This window comes from Amycolatopsis sp. DSM 110486 (assembly GCF_019468465.1).
Classification (GTDB): domain Bacteria; phylum Actinomycetota; class Actinomycetes; order Mycobacteriales; family Pseudonocardiaceae; genus Amycolatopsis.
Genome location: NZ_CP080519.1, coordinates 7515315 through 7532237, shown reverse-complemented (window position 1 = coordinate 7532237; position 16923 = coordinate 7515315). Strand labels below are relative to the sequence as shown.

The 16923-nt window shown below is 71.7% G+C and carries 13 protein-coding genes; 11 read left to right on the top strand and 2 right to left on the bottom strand.

What is annotated here, in order from left to right:
- The first annotated feature begins 46 nt into the window (after window positions 1-46).
- From K1T34_RS36495 to K1T34_RS36445, 11 genes are all read left to right on the top strand, one after another.
- A complete protein-coding gene (locus tag K1T34_RS36495) occupies window positions 47-1282 on the top strand; it encodes a threonine synthase (RefSeq protein WP_220239272.1) in 1236 nt (411 codons plus the stop codon).
- An 82-nt stretch (window positions 1283-1364) separates the two neighbouring features.
- The gene (locus tag K1T34_RS36490) at window positions 1365-2885 is read left to right on the top strand and encodes an ABC transporter substrate-binding protein (protein ID WP_220239271.1); all 1521 of its coding nucleotides are present in this window, start codon (window positions 1365-1367) and stop codon (window positions 2883-2885) included.
- 1 nt (window position 2886) lies between these two features.
- On the top strand, window positions 2887-3876 hold the full coding sequence (locus K1T34_RS36485) for an ABC transporter permease (RefSeq protein ID WP_220239270.1): 990 nt from the start codon (window positions 2887-2889) through the stop codon (window positions 3874-3876).
- Window positions 3873-4727: an ABC transporter permease gene (locus tag K1T34_RS36480; protein WP_220239269.1), complete on the top strand. Its 855-nt coding sequence runs from the start codon at window positions 3873-3875 to the stop codon at window positions 4725-4727. Before K1T34_RS36485 ends, K1T34_RS36480 begins: the two co-directional genes overlap by 4 nt.
- Window positions 4724-5500 carry an SDR family NAD(P)-dependent oxidoreductase gene (locus tag K1T34_RS36475; RefSeq protein WP_220239268.1) on the top strand — a complete coding sequence of 259 codons (777 nt, stop codon included), beginning with the start codon at window positions 4724-4726 and terminating at the stop codon, window positions 5498-5500. The genes K1T34_RS36480 and K1T34_RS36475 overlap by 4 nt, the downstream gene beginning before the upstream one ends.
- Complete coding sequence (locus K1T34_RS36470; protein WP_220239267.1) at window positions 5497-6342, top strand: polysaccharide deacetylase family protein; 846 nt, start codon at window positions 5497-5499, stop codon at window positions 6340-6342. The genes K1T34_RS36475 and K1T34_RS36470 overlap by 4 nt, the downstream gene beginning before the upstream one ends.
- Window positions 6335-7288, top strand: coding sequence for an ABC transporter ATP-binding protein (locus K1T34_RS36465; protein WP_220239266.1), 954 nt, complete (start codon window positions 6335-6337; stop codon window positions 7286-7288). Before K1T34_RS36470 ends, K1T34_RS36465 begins: the two co-directional genes overlap by 8 nt.
- Window positions 7288-8253, top strand: coding sequence for an ABC transporter ATP-binding protein (locus tag K1T34_RS36460; RefSeq protein ID WP_220239265.1), 966 nt, complete (start codon window positions 7288-7290; stop codon window positions 8251-8253). The genes K1T34_RS36465 and K1T34_RS36460 overlap by 1 nt, the downstream gene beginning before the upstream one ends.
- Window positions 8250-10478 (top strand): penicillin acylase family protein, encoded by a 2229-nt coding sequence (locus K1T34_RS36455; RefSeq protein WP_220239264.1) that lies wholly within the window; start codon window positions 8250-8252, stop codon window positions 10476-10478. Before K1T34_RS36460 ends, K1T34_RS36455 begins: the two co-directional genes overlap by 4 nt.
- Complete coding sequence (locus K1T34_RS36450; protein ID WP_220239263.1) at window positions 10471-11127, top strand: GntR family transcriptional regulator; 657 nt, start codon at window positions 10471-10473, stop codon at window positions 11125-11127. The genes K1T34_RS36455 and K1T34_RS36450 overlap by 8 nt, the downstream gene beginning before the upstream one ends.
- A 52-nt stretch (window positions 11128-11179) precedes the next feature.
- Window positions 11180-12346 (top strand): acyl-CoA dehydrogenase family protein, encoded by a 1167-nt coding sequence (locus K1T34_RS36445; protein ID WP_220239262.1) that lies wholly within the window; start codon window positions 11180-11182, stop codon window positions 12344-12346.
- Between the two features lie 69 nt (window positions 12347-12415).
- On the opposite strand, the gene K1T34_RS36440 is transcribed toward K1T34_RS36445, so the two are convergent.
- Window positions 12416-16591: a carboxypeptidase regulatory-like domain-containing protein gene (locus K1T34_RS36440; protein ID WP_220239261.1), complete on the bottom strand. Its 4176-nt coding sequence runs from the start codon at window positions 16589-16591 to the stop codon at window positions 12416-12418.
- Window positions 16592-16619: 28 nt separating this feature from the next.
- Window positions 16620-16808, bottom strand: a complete 189-nt coding sequence (locus K1T34_RS36435) for a hypothetical protein (protein ID WP_220239260.1) — start codon at window positions 16806-16808, stop codon at window positions 16620-16622.
- Window positions 16809-16923 lie beyond the last annotated feature (115 nt).

The window sequence follows — 16923 nt, the reverse complement described above, 5'->3', positions numbered from 1 at the left end:
TTGGATCCAAACTCTCGGGGATTCCGACCCGACCCGTGGAGGCGGCATGACGTTCTCGTTCCTCAGTCACCTGGAGTGTTCCCGGACCGGAGATCGGTACGAGGCGGACCAGGTGGCCGGCACGTCGGCCGCGGGCGCCCCGCTGCTCGCCCGGTACGACCTGGAACGGGTGCGGGAAACGGTGACGCGCGAGGACATCGCGGGCCGCGAGCCCAGCCTCTGGCGCTACCACGAGGTGCTGCCGGTGCGTTCGCGCGACAACATCGTGAGCCTGGGCGAAGGCCTGACTCCCCTGCTGCCGCTGCCGAACCAGGGCAAGCAGTCCGGCGTGCCGAAGCTGCTCATGAAGGACGAGGGCCTCGTGCCCACCGGGTCGTTCAAGGCCCGCGGCGCCGCGGTGGGCGTGTCCCGCGCGGCCGAGCTCGGCGTGCGCGGCGTCGCGATGCCGACCAACGGCAACGCCGGTGCGGCCTGGGCGCTCTACGCGGCCCGCGCCGGGATGGACAGTCTCATCGCGATGCCCGACGACGCCCCCGCCATCACCATGAAGGAGTGCCTGGCCGCCGGCGCCGAGCTGTACCGGGTGGACGGCCTGATCGGCGACGCGGGCAAGCTCGTCGGCGCCGCCGTGGCCGAACGCCAGGGCTACCAGGACGTGTCGACCCTCAAGGAGCCCTACCGGCTCGAGGGCAAGAAGACGATGGGCTACGAGATCGTCGAGCAGCTCGGGTGGCGCGTGCCCGACGTGATCCTCTACCCGACCGGTGGCGGCGTCGGCATCATCGGCATCTACAAGGCGCTGCTGGAAATGCGGGAGCTGGGCTGGATCTCCGGCGACCTGCCGCGCCTGGTCGCCGTGCAGGCCACCGGCTGCGCGCCGATCGTCGAGGCGTTCAAGTCCGGTGCCACTGAAAGCACCGCGTTCCCCGACGCGCACACCGTCGCCTTCGGCATCACCGTGCCGAAGGCGCTGGGCGACTTCCTCGTGCTGGACGCCGTCCGGGCCACCGAAGGCACCGCGATCGCGGTGACCGACGACGAACTGCTGGCCGCGCAACGGCGGCTGGCCGCGCTCGAGGGCGCGTTCGTCTGCCCCGAGGGCGCAGCCTGCTTCGCGGCGCTGGACCAGCTGCGCGAATCGGGCTGGGTGAGCGAGGACGACGAGGTCGTGGTCCTCAACACCGGCGCCGGCATCAAGTACCCCGAGACCGTGGAGGTCGACGCGCCGCTGCTGGCGACGACCGACGCGATCCCGCCGCGGGGTGCGTTGCGGGCGCGTTAACTCTGCTCGCAGGCCTTCGCGGCACCGATTGGATCTGATCTGATGTCCCCACCTCAGCAGCCGATCTGACAGGACCGAGCCCATGAACCAACGACGTTTCCGTGCGGCGCTCCTCCTGGCCACTGCCCTCGCTCTCGGCGCCGCCTCGTGCGGCATCCAGCCGGCGAGCGAGGGCCGTGGCCCCGGCACGATCACGATCGACACCGCCAACTATCCGTCCACACTGGACCCCGGCAAGCAGTACGACACCGACACGTACTCGGTGTACCGCAACATCTTCGACCAGTTGCTGCGCCGGAATCCGAAGACGAACACGGTCGTGCCCTGGCTCGCCACGAAGTGGCGGCAGACCGATCCGCTCACCTGGCGCTTCACCATGCGCCCCGGCGTGACCTTCAGCGACGGCAGCCCGCTCACCGCCGAAGACGCGGCGTACTCCATCAGCCGGATCCTGGACAAGAAGTTCGGCAGCCAGCAGTACGCGAACTTCTCCGTCATCGACAAGGCCACGGCCGACGGCAGCGACCTCGTGGTGCGCACTTCGGTCCCCTCCCCCACCCTGCTGAGCTACCTGACCACGCTCTCGGTGGTGCCGAAGGCCTACGTGCAGCGCGTCGGGGACAAGCAGTTCGCCGTGAAGCCGATCGGGTCCGGCCCGTTCGTGCTCCAGTCGGCGACGGCGGGGTCCGAGGTCGTGCTCACCGCCAACCCGAAATGGTGGGGCCCGCCCACGCAGATCCGCACGGCCGTGTTCCGCGCGGTGCCCAACGTGGCCAGCCGCGTGGCCGACCTGCAGTCGCGCAAGGTCGACCTCGCGACCACGCTCACGCCGGACGCCGCGGACCAGATCCGCCGCGACCCGACGCTGGCGATCCTGTCCACGCCCACCGAGCGAGTGGCCTACCTCGCGTACAACACGATCAAGGGCGGGGCTACCGACGATCCCCGCGTGCGCAAGGCCATCGCCGAGGCGATCGACTACGACGCGCTGATCAAGAACCTCCAGCGCGGTTACGCCAAGCCGATCAACTCCATGGCCACGCCGTTGGCGTTCGGCTACGACAAGTCGTTGCCGGACAACCGCCACGATCCCGAGGACGCCAAACGCCTGCTGCAGGAAGCGCACGCGGTCGGCGCGAAGCTGGTGATGGCGACCTCGCCGTCGTTCGACCCGCAGGTGGTGCAGGCGATCCAGGGCGACCTCGCCGCCGTGGGGCTGCAGGTGGAGATCCAGAACAGCGACCAGGCGACGTACCTGAAGAAGGTGCAGGACCCGTCGCACGAGTGGGGCTCGATCCGCTTCGGCAAGTGGTCGTGCTCGTGCCTCGACTCCGACGGCGTGATCTACCCGCTGTTCCACACCGGCGAGATCTGGAGCTCCTACAGCAACCCCGACTTCGACAAGATCGTGGAGCAGGCGCGCGAGACGATCGACCCCGCGCAGCGGACCAAGCTGTACTCGCAGGCGTTCGAACTGCTCAACCGCGACCTGCCGGGCATCGGCCTGTTCCAGGCGTACGCGGTGTACGGCGCGAACTCGCGTCTGCAGTGGACACCCGACGCGTCGGAAAGCCTGTTCCTCGACCAGATGAAGGTGAGCTGACATGACGGCGATCGCAGTGCCGGCCCGCCGCGGGCGGACGAGGAGCCTGCCGGCCACCCCGCGCTACGTCGCGGGCCGGCTGGGCCAGGCCGTGCTCGCGCTGTTCGGCGTGACCACCATCGTGTTCTTCGCGCTGCGCCTCTCCGGCGATCCGGCGCGGCTGCTCGTACCCGAGGGCGCCACGGCGGCCGACATCGAGCGGGTGCGCGAGCAGCTCGGGCTGAGCGATTCCCTGTGGCACCAATACCTTTCGTTCCTCGGCAACGCCGTGCGCGGCGACCTCGGGTACTCCTACGTGCAGAACCGGCCGGCGACGGCGCTGATCGCCGAGCGGCTGCCCTACACCGCGAACCTCGCGGTGGCCGCCCTGATCCTGTCGGTGGTGTTCGGCGTGGTCGTCGGGGTCGTCACGGCACTCAAGCGCGGCCGGTGGCAGGAACGCGTGCTCATGCCGATCGTCCTCATCGGACAGGCGATGCCCGCGTTCTGGACCGGGCTGCTGCTCGTGCTGGTGTTCTCGGTGGCGCTGCGCTGGCTGCCTTCCACCGGGTACGACGGGCCGCTTTCCCTGCTGCTGCCGGCCGTCACGCTCGCCTCGCTGTCGGCGGCCGCGATCGCGCGGGTGACGCGGGGCGCGGTACTCGAACAGCTGTCCCAGGACTACGTGCGCACCGCGCGGGCCAAGGGCGCGAGCACCACGCGGCTGGTGCTGCGCCACCTCGCGCGCAACAGCGCGATCCCGGTGCTCACGGTCGCCGCGCTGGAGCTGGCCAACCTGCTCGGCGGCGCGGTGGTGACCGAGGTGATCTTCGCGTGGCCGGGCATCGGCCAGCTGACGATCCAGTCGGTGTCGGCGCGTGACTTCCCGGTGGTGCAGGCGATCGTGCTGTTCGCCTCGGCGGTGTACATCGTGATCAACCTGCTCACCGACCTGCTCTACGGCGTGATCGACCGGCGCGTCGCCACCGGTGGCAACGGAGGTGCGGCGTGAAGCGGCGAGCGATCGTCATTCCCCTGGTCGTGCTGGCGATCTACGTGCTGGTCGCGGTGTTCGCGCCCGTGCTGGCGCCGTCCGACCCGGACAAGGTCACGCTCGCGCAGCGGCTGCTGCCCCCGGGCGCACACCACTGGCTCGGCACCGACGCGCTCGGGCGCGACGTGGCGTCCCGCGTCATCTACGGCACACAGGTCTCGCTGCTCGTGGCGATCGGCGCCGTCGTGGCGGGTGGTGTGGTCGGCATCGCGCTCGGCGTGCTCGCGGGCTGGCGCGGCGGCTGGCTCGGCGCGGTGATCATGCGCGTGGTCGACATCGTGCTGTCGGTGCCGTTCTTCCTGCTGGCGATCCTCGTGGTGGCGGTGCTCGGGCCGAGCCTGCTCAACGTGGTGGTGTGCCTGGCGCTCGTGCGCTGGCCGCGCTACGCCCGTGTCGCCCACTCCGCGACGCTCCAGGCCCGCGGCCGCGGGTTCGTCCGCGCGGCGACGGCGACCGGCGCGCCCGCGTGGTGGATCGTGCTGCGGCACGTGCTGCCCGAGGTGCTGCCGGTGTCCATTGTGGTCGCCACGCTGGAGCTGGGGCTCATGGTGATCTACGAGGCCTCGCTGTCGTTCCTGGGCCTCGGCGTGCAGCCGCCCACCGCCTCGTGGGGCTCGATCCTCTCCGACGGCCAGCAGTACATCGCCTCGGCGTGGTGGCTCGCCACCTTCCCGGGCATCGCGTTGTTCCTGCTCGTGCTGGCCGTGAACCTGCTGGGCGACGCGGCCCGCGACCGACTGGACCCGGCGAAACGCGCCGAGCTGCCGCGACCGCGGCTGCTGCGCAGGATGGCGAGGCAGACCGCATGACCCCCGACTACCGAGGCGAGTTCACCGGCAAGCGCGTCGTCATCACGGGCGCGGCCGGGCTGATCGGCACGTGGACGGCCGAGGCGTTCCACGCCGAAGGCGCCGAGTTGTTGTTGTCCGACAACCGGCCCGGGCCGGTGAAGGAGCTGGCCGATCGGCTCGGCGCGCACGCGGCGGTGGCCGACCTGACCACCGGCGCCGGCGTCGACGAGCTCATCGCGGCGATCGACGAGCGCTGGCCGACAGCCGACATCCTCGTCAACAACGCCGGCATCTACCCGCGCACGCCGGTCGCCACCACCGAGCGCGAGACGGTGGAGACGATCTTCGCCGTCAACGTCCTCGCGCCTTACCAGCTGGCGCGGCACGTGATCGCGACGATGACCGCGACCGGTACCCAGGGCTGCATCGTCAACCTGTCGTCCGGCGCGGCGAAACGCCCGACCCGCACCGGCGGCGTCTACTCCGCGAGCAAGGCGGCGCTGGAGATGCTCACCCGGTCGCTCGCCCTCGAAACGGGCGAAGCCGGGATCCGCGTCAACAGCGTGGGCCCGGGGTTCGCGCCCGGCAGTGAGGTCAGCGAACTGCCGGAGGAGCACGTCGCCAAGATGCGCCGGGCCATCCCGCTCGGGCGCACATCCGGGCCTGGCGACGCTCCGTCGGCGATCCTCTGGCTGTGCTCCGGCGCCGCGTCGTTCGTCACCGGCACCACCCTCGACGTCGACGGCGGCCGCACCGCCGGCGACTTCACCCCCTCCGGAGGCACGTCGTGACCTACCCCTGGCCCGGCGGCGCCCGCGCGGCCGTGTGCTTCACGCTCGACTTCGACGGCGAGTCACCGCACCTGTGGCGCACCCGTGAAAACCCGCCCGCCTCCGTTGGTGAGCTGGAGCAGCGGCGCTACGGACCGCGGCGCGGGATCCACAACCTGCTGTCCATGATGGACAACCTGCACCTGCGCGCGACTGTCTTCGTGCCCGGCTGGATCGCCGACCGCTACCCGAAACAGGTGGCCGAGGTCCACGCTCGCGGGCACGAGCTGGCTCTGCACGGCTGGTGCCACGAAGCACCGACGGGCCTGACGCGCGACGAGCTGCGCCGCACGCTGGCCCGCGCCGCGGACACGCTCACCGCGATCACCGGCGAACGGCCGGTCGGCTACCGCTCCCCCAGCTGGGACATGACCACTGACGTCTTCCCGGTCCTGCACGAGCTCGGCCTGACCTACGACAGTTCGCTCATGGGTGACGACCGGCCCTACCTCGTCGACGACCTCGTGGAGGTCCCCGTCGACTGGGCCACCGACGACGCGCCCTACTACCGCTACGTCGGCGGGGATCCGCGGCCGCCCACGACCACACCCGAAGTGCTGGCCGGCTGGGCCGCCGAGATCGCGGCGGCCAAGAAGCTCGGCTCGCTGTGCATGATCACCGTCCACCCGTGGCTGTCGGGCCGGCCCGCCCGCGTGGCCACGTTGGAAGCGCTGCTCGCCTCGGTCGTCGCCGACAACGAGCTGGCCACCCCCACCGCCGCCGAGCTCGCCGCGCACCATCGCGAGCACGGCACCGGATACGAAGTCCCCCTCGAAGAGTTGGGCAGGCCCGGTCATGACTGAGCTGCTGGAAGTACAGGACCTGAAGGTCTCCTTCGGCGCCGGGCGTGACGCCGTGCGCGGGGTCGACCTCACCGTCGGCCGCGGCGAAACCCTCGCCGTGGTCGGGGAATCCGGGTGCGGCAAGAGCCTCACCGCGCTGTCGCTACTCGGCCTCGAACCCGCCGCCGCGCAGGTGACGGGGTCGGCGACGCTGGCCGGCACGGAGCTCATCGGCCGCGGTGAACGCGAGCTGCGGCGCCTGCGCGGCACCCGCGCGGCGATGATCTTCCAGGACCCGATGAGCTCGCTGAACCCGACCACCCGCATCGGCACGCAGATCGCCGAGGTGCTGGCCATCCACACGCCGATGCGGCGCTCGGCCCGGCTGCGCCACGCGGTGGAGCTCATGGAGTCCGTGGGCATCACCGACGCCGCGGCGCGGGCGCGGCAGATGCCGCACGAGCTGTCCGGCGGCATGCGCCAGCGCGTGATGATCTCGATCGCGCTGGCCGGCAGTCCCGAGCTGCTCATCGCGGACGAGCCCACCACGGCGCTCGACGTGACCGTGCAGGCCCAGGTCCTCGCGCTCCTGCGGGAACGCACGCGGGACACGGCGCTGCTGTTCATCACGCACGACATGGGCGTGGTCGCGGAAATCGCCGACCGCGTCGCGGTGATGTACGCGGGGCAGGTCGTGGAGACCGGCACCGTGCGCGAAGTCCTCGAAGCCCCGCGCCACCCCTACACCGCGGCGCTGCTGCGCTCGGTGCCCGATCCCGACCGCCCGGCGGCCGGGGAACTGCCCACCATCCCCGGGCAGGTCCCCGCCGTCGGCGCGGTGCTCGAAGGCTGCCCGTTCCGGCCCCGGTGCGACCACGCCGACGACACCTGCGCCACCGCCCCGTCCCTCGTCGAGGGTGTCGCCTGCTGGCGCCCGGTGTCCCGCGAATCCCAGGAGGTGGCGTGATGACGGATCTCGTGGTCGCGGAAGGACTGGTCAAGCGCTACCCGGTTCGCGGCGGCACGGTCGCGGCCGTCGACGGCGTCGGCCTGAGCATCGAACGCGGCACCACGCTGGCGCTCGTCGGCGAGTCCGGCTGCGGGAAGTCGACCACCGGGCGGCTGCTGCTCGCGCTGGAACGGCCCGACGAAGGCAGCGTCGAGGTCGCCGGGCAGGCCGTGCACTCGATCGGCAAGAAGCAGCTGCGCGAGCTGCGGCGCACGATGCAGCCGGTGTTCCAGGACCCGTACGACTCGCTCAACGGCCGCATGACCGTGGGCCAGATCGTCGCGGAACCCCTGCGCGTGCACCACTTCCGCGGTGACCTCGACGCGCGGGTGCGGGAGCTGCTCGAAGCCGTGACGCTCGCCCCGGAGCTCGCACAGCGGTATCCGCACGAGCTCTCGGGCGGGCAGCGCCAGCGCGTGGCGATCGCGCGGGCCATCGCGCTCGACCCGGAGTTCCTCGTGTGCGACGAGCCGGTGTCCGCTTTGGACGTTTCCGTGCAGGCGCAGGTGGTGAACCTGTTGCGGCGCCTGCAGGACGAGCGCGGCCTCACCTACCTGTTCATCAGCCACGACCTCGCACTGGTGCGCCACCTCGCCCACCGTGTGGCCGTGATGTACCTCGGCCGGATCGTGGAGGAGGGCGAGACCGAGGAGCTGTTCGCCGACCCGCGCCACCCGTACACGCAGCTGCTGCTCGCGGCCGCGCCCCGGCCGCGCGTGCGTGACCACGACCGGCAGGAACCGGTGGAGCGGCTCGGCGAGGCCACGAGTGCGCTGACGCGCTCGAGCGGCTGCTCGTTCGCCCCGCGCTGCCCGCTGGCCACGGACCTCTGCCGCACCGAAGATCCCGCGCTGCGGCCGCTCGCGGACACGCGCGCCGCGGCGTGCCACTACGCCGAGACCGCGCGGGTCGGAGCCACATGATCACTCGCGACGAGTACGGAATTCCCTCGGTGGTGGCGGAAACCGAGGATCAGGCGTGGTTCGAGCTCGGCCGTGCCGCCGCCGAGGACCGGCTGTGGCAGCTGGAGTACGACCGTCGCCGCGCCCGCGGCCGCTGGGCCGAGGTCGTGGGCGAGCCGGCCGTGGCCGCCGACCGGCTCGCGCGCCGGCTGCGCCTCGCCGACGCCGCCGACCGCGACCTGGCGGCCATGGACCCCGCCACGCTCGCGACGTTCGAGCACTACGCGGCGGGCATCAACGCCCACGTCGCCGAGCACGGCGCCGGCGTCGAGCACGAACGCGGCGGCATCGGCTGGGAACCGTGGACGCCACGGGACTCCCTGCTGATGTTCAAGATCCGCCACGTGCTGATGGGCGTGTGGCAGTACAAGATCGCCCGCGCCGTGCTGCGCGCGATGGCCGGCGCCGAGGTGGCCGCGAAGCTGGACCCGCGGCCGTTGCCGGGCATGCGCGTGACGGTGCCGCCGCTGGGCCGGGTCGACGACGCCCGCGCGAACCTGTTCGAGCAGGCGCGCGCCGACGTCGAGGCGGCGGCCGAGCACCTCGGGTTCCTGAGCGAGTCCGAGGGCGGGTCCAACGCGTGGGTGCTCGGCGGCAGCCGCACCGCGAGCGGGAAACCGTTGCTGGTCAACGACTCCCACCGCGCCCTGGACGTGCCCAACACCTACTGGCAGGCCCACGTGCGCTGCCCGGAGTTCACGGTGTCCGGCGCGACGTTCCCCGGGCTCCCGGGCTTCCCGCACTTCGGCCACAACGGCCGCGTCGGCTGGGCGATCACCAACGCCGCTGCCGACGCGCAGGACCTCTACGTGGAGCACTTCCGCGGCGAGCAGGTGCGCACGGCCGACGGCTGGGCGGACGCGTCCGTGCGCGACGAGGTCATCCACGTCCGCGACGGCGAGGACCGCGTCGAACGCTGCTGGCTGACCCCGAACGGTCCCGTCGTGCACGGCGATCCGGCGAGCGGCGCGGCCCTGTCGCTGCGCTGGACGGCCACCGACGGCGCGTGCGAACAGTTCGGCGTGCTGCGCCGGATGCTGCTCGCCCCCGACGTACCCACGCTGCTCGACGCTCAGGACGGCTGGGTCGACCCGGTCAACAACCTCCTGGCCGCCGACAACAACGGACACGTCGGGCACATCGGCTACCTGCTGCGCGGGCAGCTCCCGGCGCGCGACAACCACGCCGCGACCCAGCTGCCGGTGCCCGGCTGGGAGCCTGCGCACCGCTGGCGCGGCCGCGTGCCGTTCGGCGAGATGCCGCGGACCGAGGACCCGCCGGAAGACCTCATCGTCACGTCGAACAACACGGTCACCGCCGCGACGCACCCGGTCGTTTCCCACGCCGTCAATGACTCCTACCGCTCCGAGCGCATCCACGAGCTGGCCGCCGCGGCCGGCCCCGCGACCGCCGACGACATGCGCGCGTGGCAGGGCGACACGACGTCGGTCGCGGCCCGGCGCTGGGCGGAGCTGCTCGACGGGCGCGGCCCGTTCACCGGCGACGCGGAGCTGGCCCGCGCCGTGATCGTGGCCGGCCGGGGCGACCTCGGGCCCGGCGAGACCACGGGGCTCGTGCACGCGTGCTTCCGCCGCGAGGTCGCCGCGCGCGTCCTGGACGCCGAGATCGGCGCGGACACGCGGGCGTGGCTGATGAAGTGCGGGCTGCCGGGCATGCCGGTGGTGCTGCGCCGCTGGTTCGCGAGCCTGACCTGGCCGCGCGAGGGCGAGTGGCCCGCCGAGCGGCTCGGCGACGACCTGCTGGCCGACGCGCTCGCCGCGGCCTGGCGCCGAGTGGCCGAAACAGGTCCGCGGCCGTGGGGCGAGGTCCACCGGACGGCGGCCAAGCACCCGCTGCACCCCGTGGCCGGCTCGGAGTTCGACCCGCCGGCCGTCGGCATCGGCGGCGACAACGAGACGATCCAGAACGGCGCCTACGGCTGGGCCCCGGGCGGGCGGTTCGACATCACCAACCTGTCGGTCTACCGCCAGGTACTCGATCTGGCCGATCTCGACGCCTCCGGCTGGGTGATTCCGGGCGGAGCGTCCGGCTCGCCCGGTTCGGCGCACTATTCTGACCAGCTGATCTCATGGCAGCGCCACGAGCTCGTCCCGATGCACCCGACGGGAGCCACAGCAACCACAGCAGCCGCAGCCACGATCGAGGAGCCGCGACCCGGTGACTGACCAGCCCCCCGAACCGGCCAGCCTGGTCCGCACCGCGTACCGGGCGATCCGCGAGGCCGTGCTGGACCGGCAGCTGCTGCCCGGCGAGCGGGTGACCGTGCGGCCGCTGACCGAGCGGCTCGGCATCTCGCCGACGCCGGTCAAGGCCGCGCTGGCGATCCTCGAACGCGAGGGGTTCCTCGTGGCTCGCCGGCACTCGGGGTATTTCGTCGCCGAGCTGACCGTCGCTGACATGCGCGACATCTACGAACTTCGCTCCGCCGTCGACACGCTCGCCGCGCGGGACATCGCCCGCACGCAGCCGGCGGAGCTGCTCGCCCGGCTGGCCGAGCTCGTCGCGGGCCAGCAGGCGGCCCTGGCCGCGCGCGACGTGCCGCGCTACGCCGAGCTCGACCGCGAGTTCCACGCCCTGATCTGGCAGGGCTCGGCCAACCGCCGCCTGCTGGCCATCGCCGATCTGCTCGGCGCGCAGCTGCAGCTGGGCCAGAACGTGACGATCACCGTCCCCGGCCGCCCCGAGGCCAGCCTCGACGAGCACGGGGAGATCCTGGACGCGCTGCGCTCCGGCGATACGGCGGCCGCGGAACAGGCGACGCGCCGGCACGTCGCTCAGGTCATCCGGGCGCTGGAGTCGGCTCTGCCCGAATAAAAAAACTGCCCGAATAAAACTGCCGTCATAACGACACACGGAGGTGGAGCTCGTGGACTTCGGGCTGACCGAAGACCAGGAAGCACTGCGCCGGGGCGCCCGCGAGCTGGCGGCGAAGTTCCCTGACGAGTACTGGGCGCGTTGCGATGCCGAGGGTGAGTTCCCGTGGGCCTTCTACACCGCGTTCGCCGACGCCGGCTGGCTCGGCATCGCGATCCCCGAGGAGTACGGCGGCGGCGGGCTCGGGATCTTCGAAGCCGCGCTGCTGCTCGAAGAAGTCGCGGCGTCCGGCGCCGGGATGAACGGGTGCAGCACCATGCATCTCACGATCTTCGGCCTCAACACCATCGTGAAACACGGCAGCGCCGCCCTGCGCGAGGAAATCCTCCCCCGCGCCGCCGACGGCTCACTGCACGTCTGCTTCGGCGTGACCGAACCGGACGCCGGCACCGACACCACGCGCATCCGCACCTTCGCCCGCCGCGACGGCGACAGTTACGTGATCAACGGCCGCAAGGTCTGGATCACCAAGGCCGGCCAGTCGCAGAAGATGGTGCTCATCGCGCGCACCACCCCGCTCGAGGACGTCGAGCGGCCCACCGACGGCATGTCGTTGTTCCTCGTGGACGTCGATCCGGAAGCGATCACGCTGAACGCGATCCCGAAGATGGGCCGCAACGCCGTCAGCTCCTACGAGGTCGCGATCGACGACCTGCGAGTGCCCGCGTCGGCCCGCATCGGCGAGGAAGGCCAGGGTTTCCGTTACCTGCTCGACGGACTGAACCCCGAACGCATCCTGCTCGCCCACGAAGCCCTCGGCCTCGGCCGCGCCGCCGTGGACCGCGCCGTGGCCTACGCGCGCGAGCGCATCGTGTTCGACCGGCCGATCGGGCAGAACCAGGGCATCGCGTTCCCGCTCGCCGAAGCCCAGACGCGCCTCGACGCCGCCGCGCTCATGGCACGCAACGCCGCCTGGCGTTACGACCAGGGCCTCTCGTGCGGGCGCGAGGCCAACATGGCCAAGTGGCTCTGCGCCGACGCGGGGTTCCAGGCCGCCGATCGCGCGATGCAGACCCTCGGCGGCATGGGCTACGCGAAGGAGTACCACGTCGAGCGTTACTTCCGTGAAGCCCGCCTGCTGCGGATCGCGCCGGTGAGCCAGGAGATGGTGCTGAACTACGTCTCCACGCACGTGCTCGGGCTGCCCAAGTCGTACTGAGACCGACCCGCCGAAGCGGCCCCACCCGGGGGATGCCGGGTGGGACCGCTTCGGTTTTCCTTGCCGCGCCTAGATCTTCGGCAAGGCCACGTCGTTCACAGTGGCCGTGCCCGCCGTCACCTTCACCTGCCGGAACTGCGGCTGGTACCCGTTGGCGGCGACCGTGACCATCAGCGGGTTGTACCCCTTGTCCAGCCACAGCCGGTAGTGGCCCTGCGCGTCGGTCTTGAGGGTGTACGAGACCTCACCGCACACTCCATTGTGGACCATCGTGCAGACCTGCACCGTGGCGTCGGCCACCGGAGCACCGGACGCGGTGTCGGTGACCGTGCCCGTGAGCTCACCCCACGCCTTGGGCGGCGTGGCCTGCAGCGTGACAGGCAGGGCCGCCACCGCGTAGGGCGAGTCGGTGTCGAGCGTGATCGTCGCCGTGTACTTGCCGGGCTGTGTGACCTTGCCGGAGTCGACGGTCACCGCGACCTTCGCGGTGGCGCCGGGTGCGAGGTCCAGTTCGGTGCTGCCTTCGGAGAGCCAGCCGGCGTCGTCGTCACCGCATTGGTCGTAGCCCGGCAGCATCGCCGTGGTGCGCAGCGCCGGCACGAACGAACCGACCTGGTAGAGCGCACACGCCCCGCGCCCGCCGCCGTAGTACTCCTGCGGCAGGTCCGGCAGCGACGACCACTTGTCGCTCACCGGGTCGTACTCGATGGTGTGCGCGGTCTCGCCGGCCTGGGACACGACCGTGCCGGTGCCGGTCTCGCCACCGGCGAGCTGCAGGCGGCCGTTCGCCCCGCTGTAGGCCATCTGGGAGACCTCGTACGGCGCGTCGGCGACCTTCGTCCACGCGGCGCTGCCCGGCTTGAACACGTAGGTCGACTTGATGTTCGTGACGCCACCGATGTACCCGCCGGCGCACACGATCTCACCGTGGATACCGGCGCAGGCCGCGTCGCTCTCGGCCTCCGGGTAGTCGGGCAGTGCCGACCAGACGTTGCGCGCCGGGTCGTAGACGAACGCCGTCTTCACCGGGTCCTTGCCGCACACACTCGCGCAGCCGCCGACCACGTACAGCTTCCCGCCGAGAGTGGCGGCGGTGGCGCCGTAGAGCTTCGCCGGCAGGTCCGCCAGCCGCGACCAGGTGTTCGTCTGCGGGTGGTAGGCGTACGTCGTGGACAGGAGGCCGGGCATCCCGGCCCCGCCGACGACGTACAGCGAACCGTCCAGGAACGCCGCCGCACCACGCATCACCGGCTCCGGCATGTCCGCGATCGGCGACCACGCGGCGGTGACCGGATCGTAAACGTAGCTGCGGGCCGAGGGCGAGAGCATGTGCATGGGCATGCCGCCCGCGCTGTAGATCTTGCCCTGGTAACCGCCGAGCGCGCTTTCGTAGGTGAACTCCGGGACGTTCGCCAGCGGCTGCCAGCCGGCCGCCGCCGACGGGTCGACCCCGGTGAATCCGGTGACGTGCTCGCCGAGCGACACGTGCACCGGTGCCGTGCCGGTGTTGGTGAGCTTCACCGTCTGGTTCGCGACCTGGCCCATCGTCTTGCTCACGGCCAGCGCGGTCGAGCCGACCGCCAGCTGCCCGGCCTTGAGCTTGACGTCCAGGCGGGCCACGGAGTTCAGGCCGGTTGTCGTCGACAACGCCGGTGACGAGTACCGCGGCAGGCTCGCCGTGTACTGGTGCGCACCGGTGGTGTCGAACAGCTCGTAGAAACCGTCCGCCAGCGCGGCGTCGTCAGGCGTGGGCGAGCTGACCGCGGAGCGGGCCGCAGCGGCCGAGTCGGCCACCGTGACGTCGTTGAGCGGCCGGCCGTTGTTGGCGTCGGTGACCACACCGGCGACCAGGCCGCCGTCGCCGGCCGTGCACGAACCGACGACCACGTCGTCGAGCTCGGCGAGCGAGTTCCCGGCACCCTGGAAGTGGAACCGCACGCGCACGGAGTCCTTGCCCGCGGCCTGCGGCAGCGGCATCGACACCTGCGTTTGCACGAGGTCGGTGGTGTGGTGCGCCAGCGGGCTCCACGTGGCACCGCCGTCGAGGGACAGATCGGCGTCGAACGCGCTGTTCCCGTCCGGCACGTACACGCCGCCGAACGACAGCACCGGGGCGTCGTCGCCGGTCAGGTCGAGGACCGGTGAGAGGAACGTGGTGTCCTCCGCCTTTCCGTCGCGGGTGATCGGGCTGGCGAGCGCGTAGTTGCCGCTGCTGATGAAGTTGAACAGCTCGATGCCGTTGTCGAACGTCCAGCCCGTCGAAGCCGGGTCGGCGTTCGTCACGGTCCACCCGTCCTTCGGGGTGGTGCCGAGCCAGCCGTCGAAGCGGGTCAGCGCGGCGTGGCCGTAACCGAGCGCGGTGCACGCGTTCGAGTCGACGACGGCGGTGAAGTTCTGCCGCACGCCCGAATCGGCGACGGTCACCTGCTTGTCGATCGGCTGGTACCCGGGCTGCACCGCGGAGACGTGCAGCTGGTAGGCCGCGCCCTGCGGCAGGTCGACGCTGTAGTGGCCGGAGAACGGGTCGGTGTAAATCGCGCCGCCGGGGTAACCGTCGACGGTGATCTTCGCGTACAGCGGCCAGCCGTGGCCGGAGCCGTCGGTCACGGTGCCCGACACCGCCTGCGTGGCGATCTTCGCGACGGCGTAGTCGGAGGTGGTGGCCTGACCGTCCACGAGGGACAGCTCACCGCTGCCGTTCTCGTAGCCGAAGCGGGTGACCGCGATCTGGTAGGAGTCGGCGGCGACGGCGAGGTGGTAGGCGCCCTGGTCGTCGGTCGTGGCGTGGTAGACGTTGCCGGTGCCCTTGCCGGTGGCGGTCACCGTGGCGCCGGCGATCGGCGTGCCCGCGGTGTCGCGGACGTGCCCGGCGACCGTCCCTTGTGGAGTGTAGGCGAGGGTCGCGACGCCGTGGGGCGAGCCGAGGCCGGTGGGGCCGTCCCAGCCCGCGCCGGCAGTGCACAGCACCCCGCCGCACGAGCCGTTGGTGCCCTCGGTGACGTCGTAGAGGTCGTTGCCGTGGTTGAAGTAGGCGTAGGTCGCGGGGTTCGTGCCCGGACGCGGGTCGCCGGCGAGGGCGAACATCGAGGCGATCAGCGGCGAGGACAGGCTCGTGCCGCCCACCTGGCCCCAGCCACCCGTCTTGCCGGAGTCATAGATTCCGAAGCCGCTCGCCGGGTCGGCGATGGCGGAGACGTCGGCGATGGCGCGGTTCGCGCAGCCGGTCGCGAGTTCCTGCTGGTATTCGGGCTTCGGCTCGTACGGGGAGCAGCCGGAGCCGGCGTCGGACCAGGCCTGCTCGCTCCAGCCGCGCGGGTTCGCCGGGTCGCGGTAGAGGTTCGTGCCGCCGGCGGCGACGACGTTCGGGTTGGCGGCGGGCCAGTCCTGCAGGCCGTAGGCGTGGTCACCGGTCGAGGCGACCATCGCGACGCCCGGCACGGTGTAGTGCGAGTCGAGCGTGCCCTCTTCGGGGTCTTCACCGTCGATGCCGTAGGAGTTCGAGACGAACTTCGCGCCCAGGCGCACGGCGGTGTCCACACCGACCACGATGTCGTACGGGCTCGTGGAGGCGCCCTCGACGAGCAGGATGTGGCACGCGGGGCACGCGGCGGAGACGGCGTCGAGGTCGAGCGCGGTCTCCTGCGCCCAGCCGTCGTCGTCGGCCGGGTAAGCCACGCCGCCGTTCTGGTCCACCTTGCGGAAGCAGCCGTTGTCCGTGGTGCACGGCGGGAGGCCGTACTGCGCGCGGTACACGGCGAGGTCGGCCTCGGCGTGGGAGTCGCCGAGCGCGTCGATGATGGCGACGGTCTTACCCGCGCCGCCGTCGGGCAGGTCGTAGGCGGCCTTGATGTCGGCCGGGCCGAGCGAGTCCGGCAGCGGGCCGGCGTTGCTGGTCAGCGGGCGCAGGTCCTTGCCCGCCTTGAACAGCGAGTTGCACGTGACGGTGTGCGGCTTCGGCTTGGCGGGGTTGCAGCCGGTCGGCGCGTAGAGCGCCTTCGGCGCCTTCGCGGCGGTCTTGCCGGTGGCCGTCCGGGTGGCCTTGTCGGCGGCGACGGGCTTCGCGTCGCCGGAGGTGTTGGCCGCGTCGAGCACGGCCTGCCCGCCGGTGGCGAGCGCGTTCGCGGACGGTTGCGATTGTGACGCGCCGGATTGTGTCGTGCCGGGTTGGGTGATGCCGACGACCAGCGCCAGGCCGGCCAGCACCGGGAGGATGAGCGCCAGCAGGCGCCCCCGGGGGACTCTCAAGGGATAACCTTTCCGTTCGCCCGGGCAGTCACAGGGGTTCGTACCCCGCGGGCAGGTCGCGCCCGGCTTCGTCGGCTGCCCGGTCGGACCGATCGCCGGGCGCCGGTGCGGCGTCGGCGGGATCCGCGGTGGTGGGGTGGGGATCCGTTCCCGCGTCGGGCCGGGGTACCGCGGTGCCGTCCACCGGACGGTCATCGCCGGGTCTCGTCGCGTTCACCGGCGAAGTATCGGGGCGCACACGCTCCGTTCGCGATTGGGCGGATGACCTAATCTCCCGCCCGCGCTTGCTTAGTCCACGGCTCCGGGCCAGCCGGTCCGCCACTTGGTTCAGT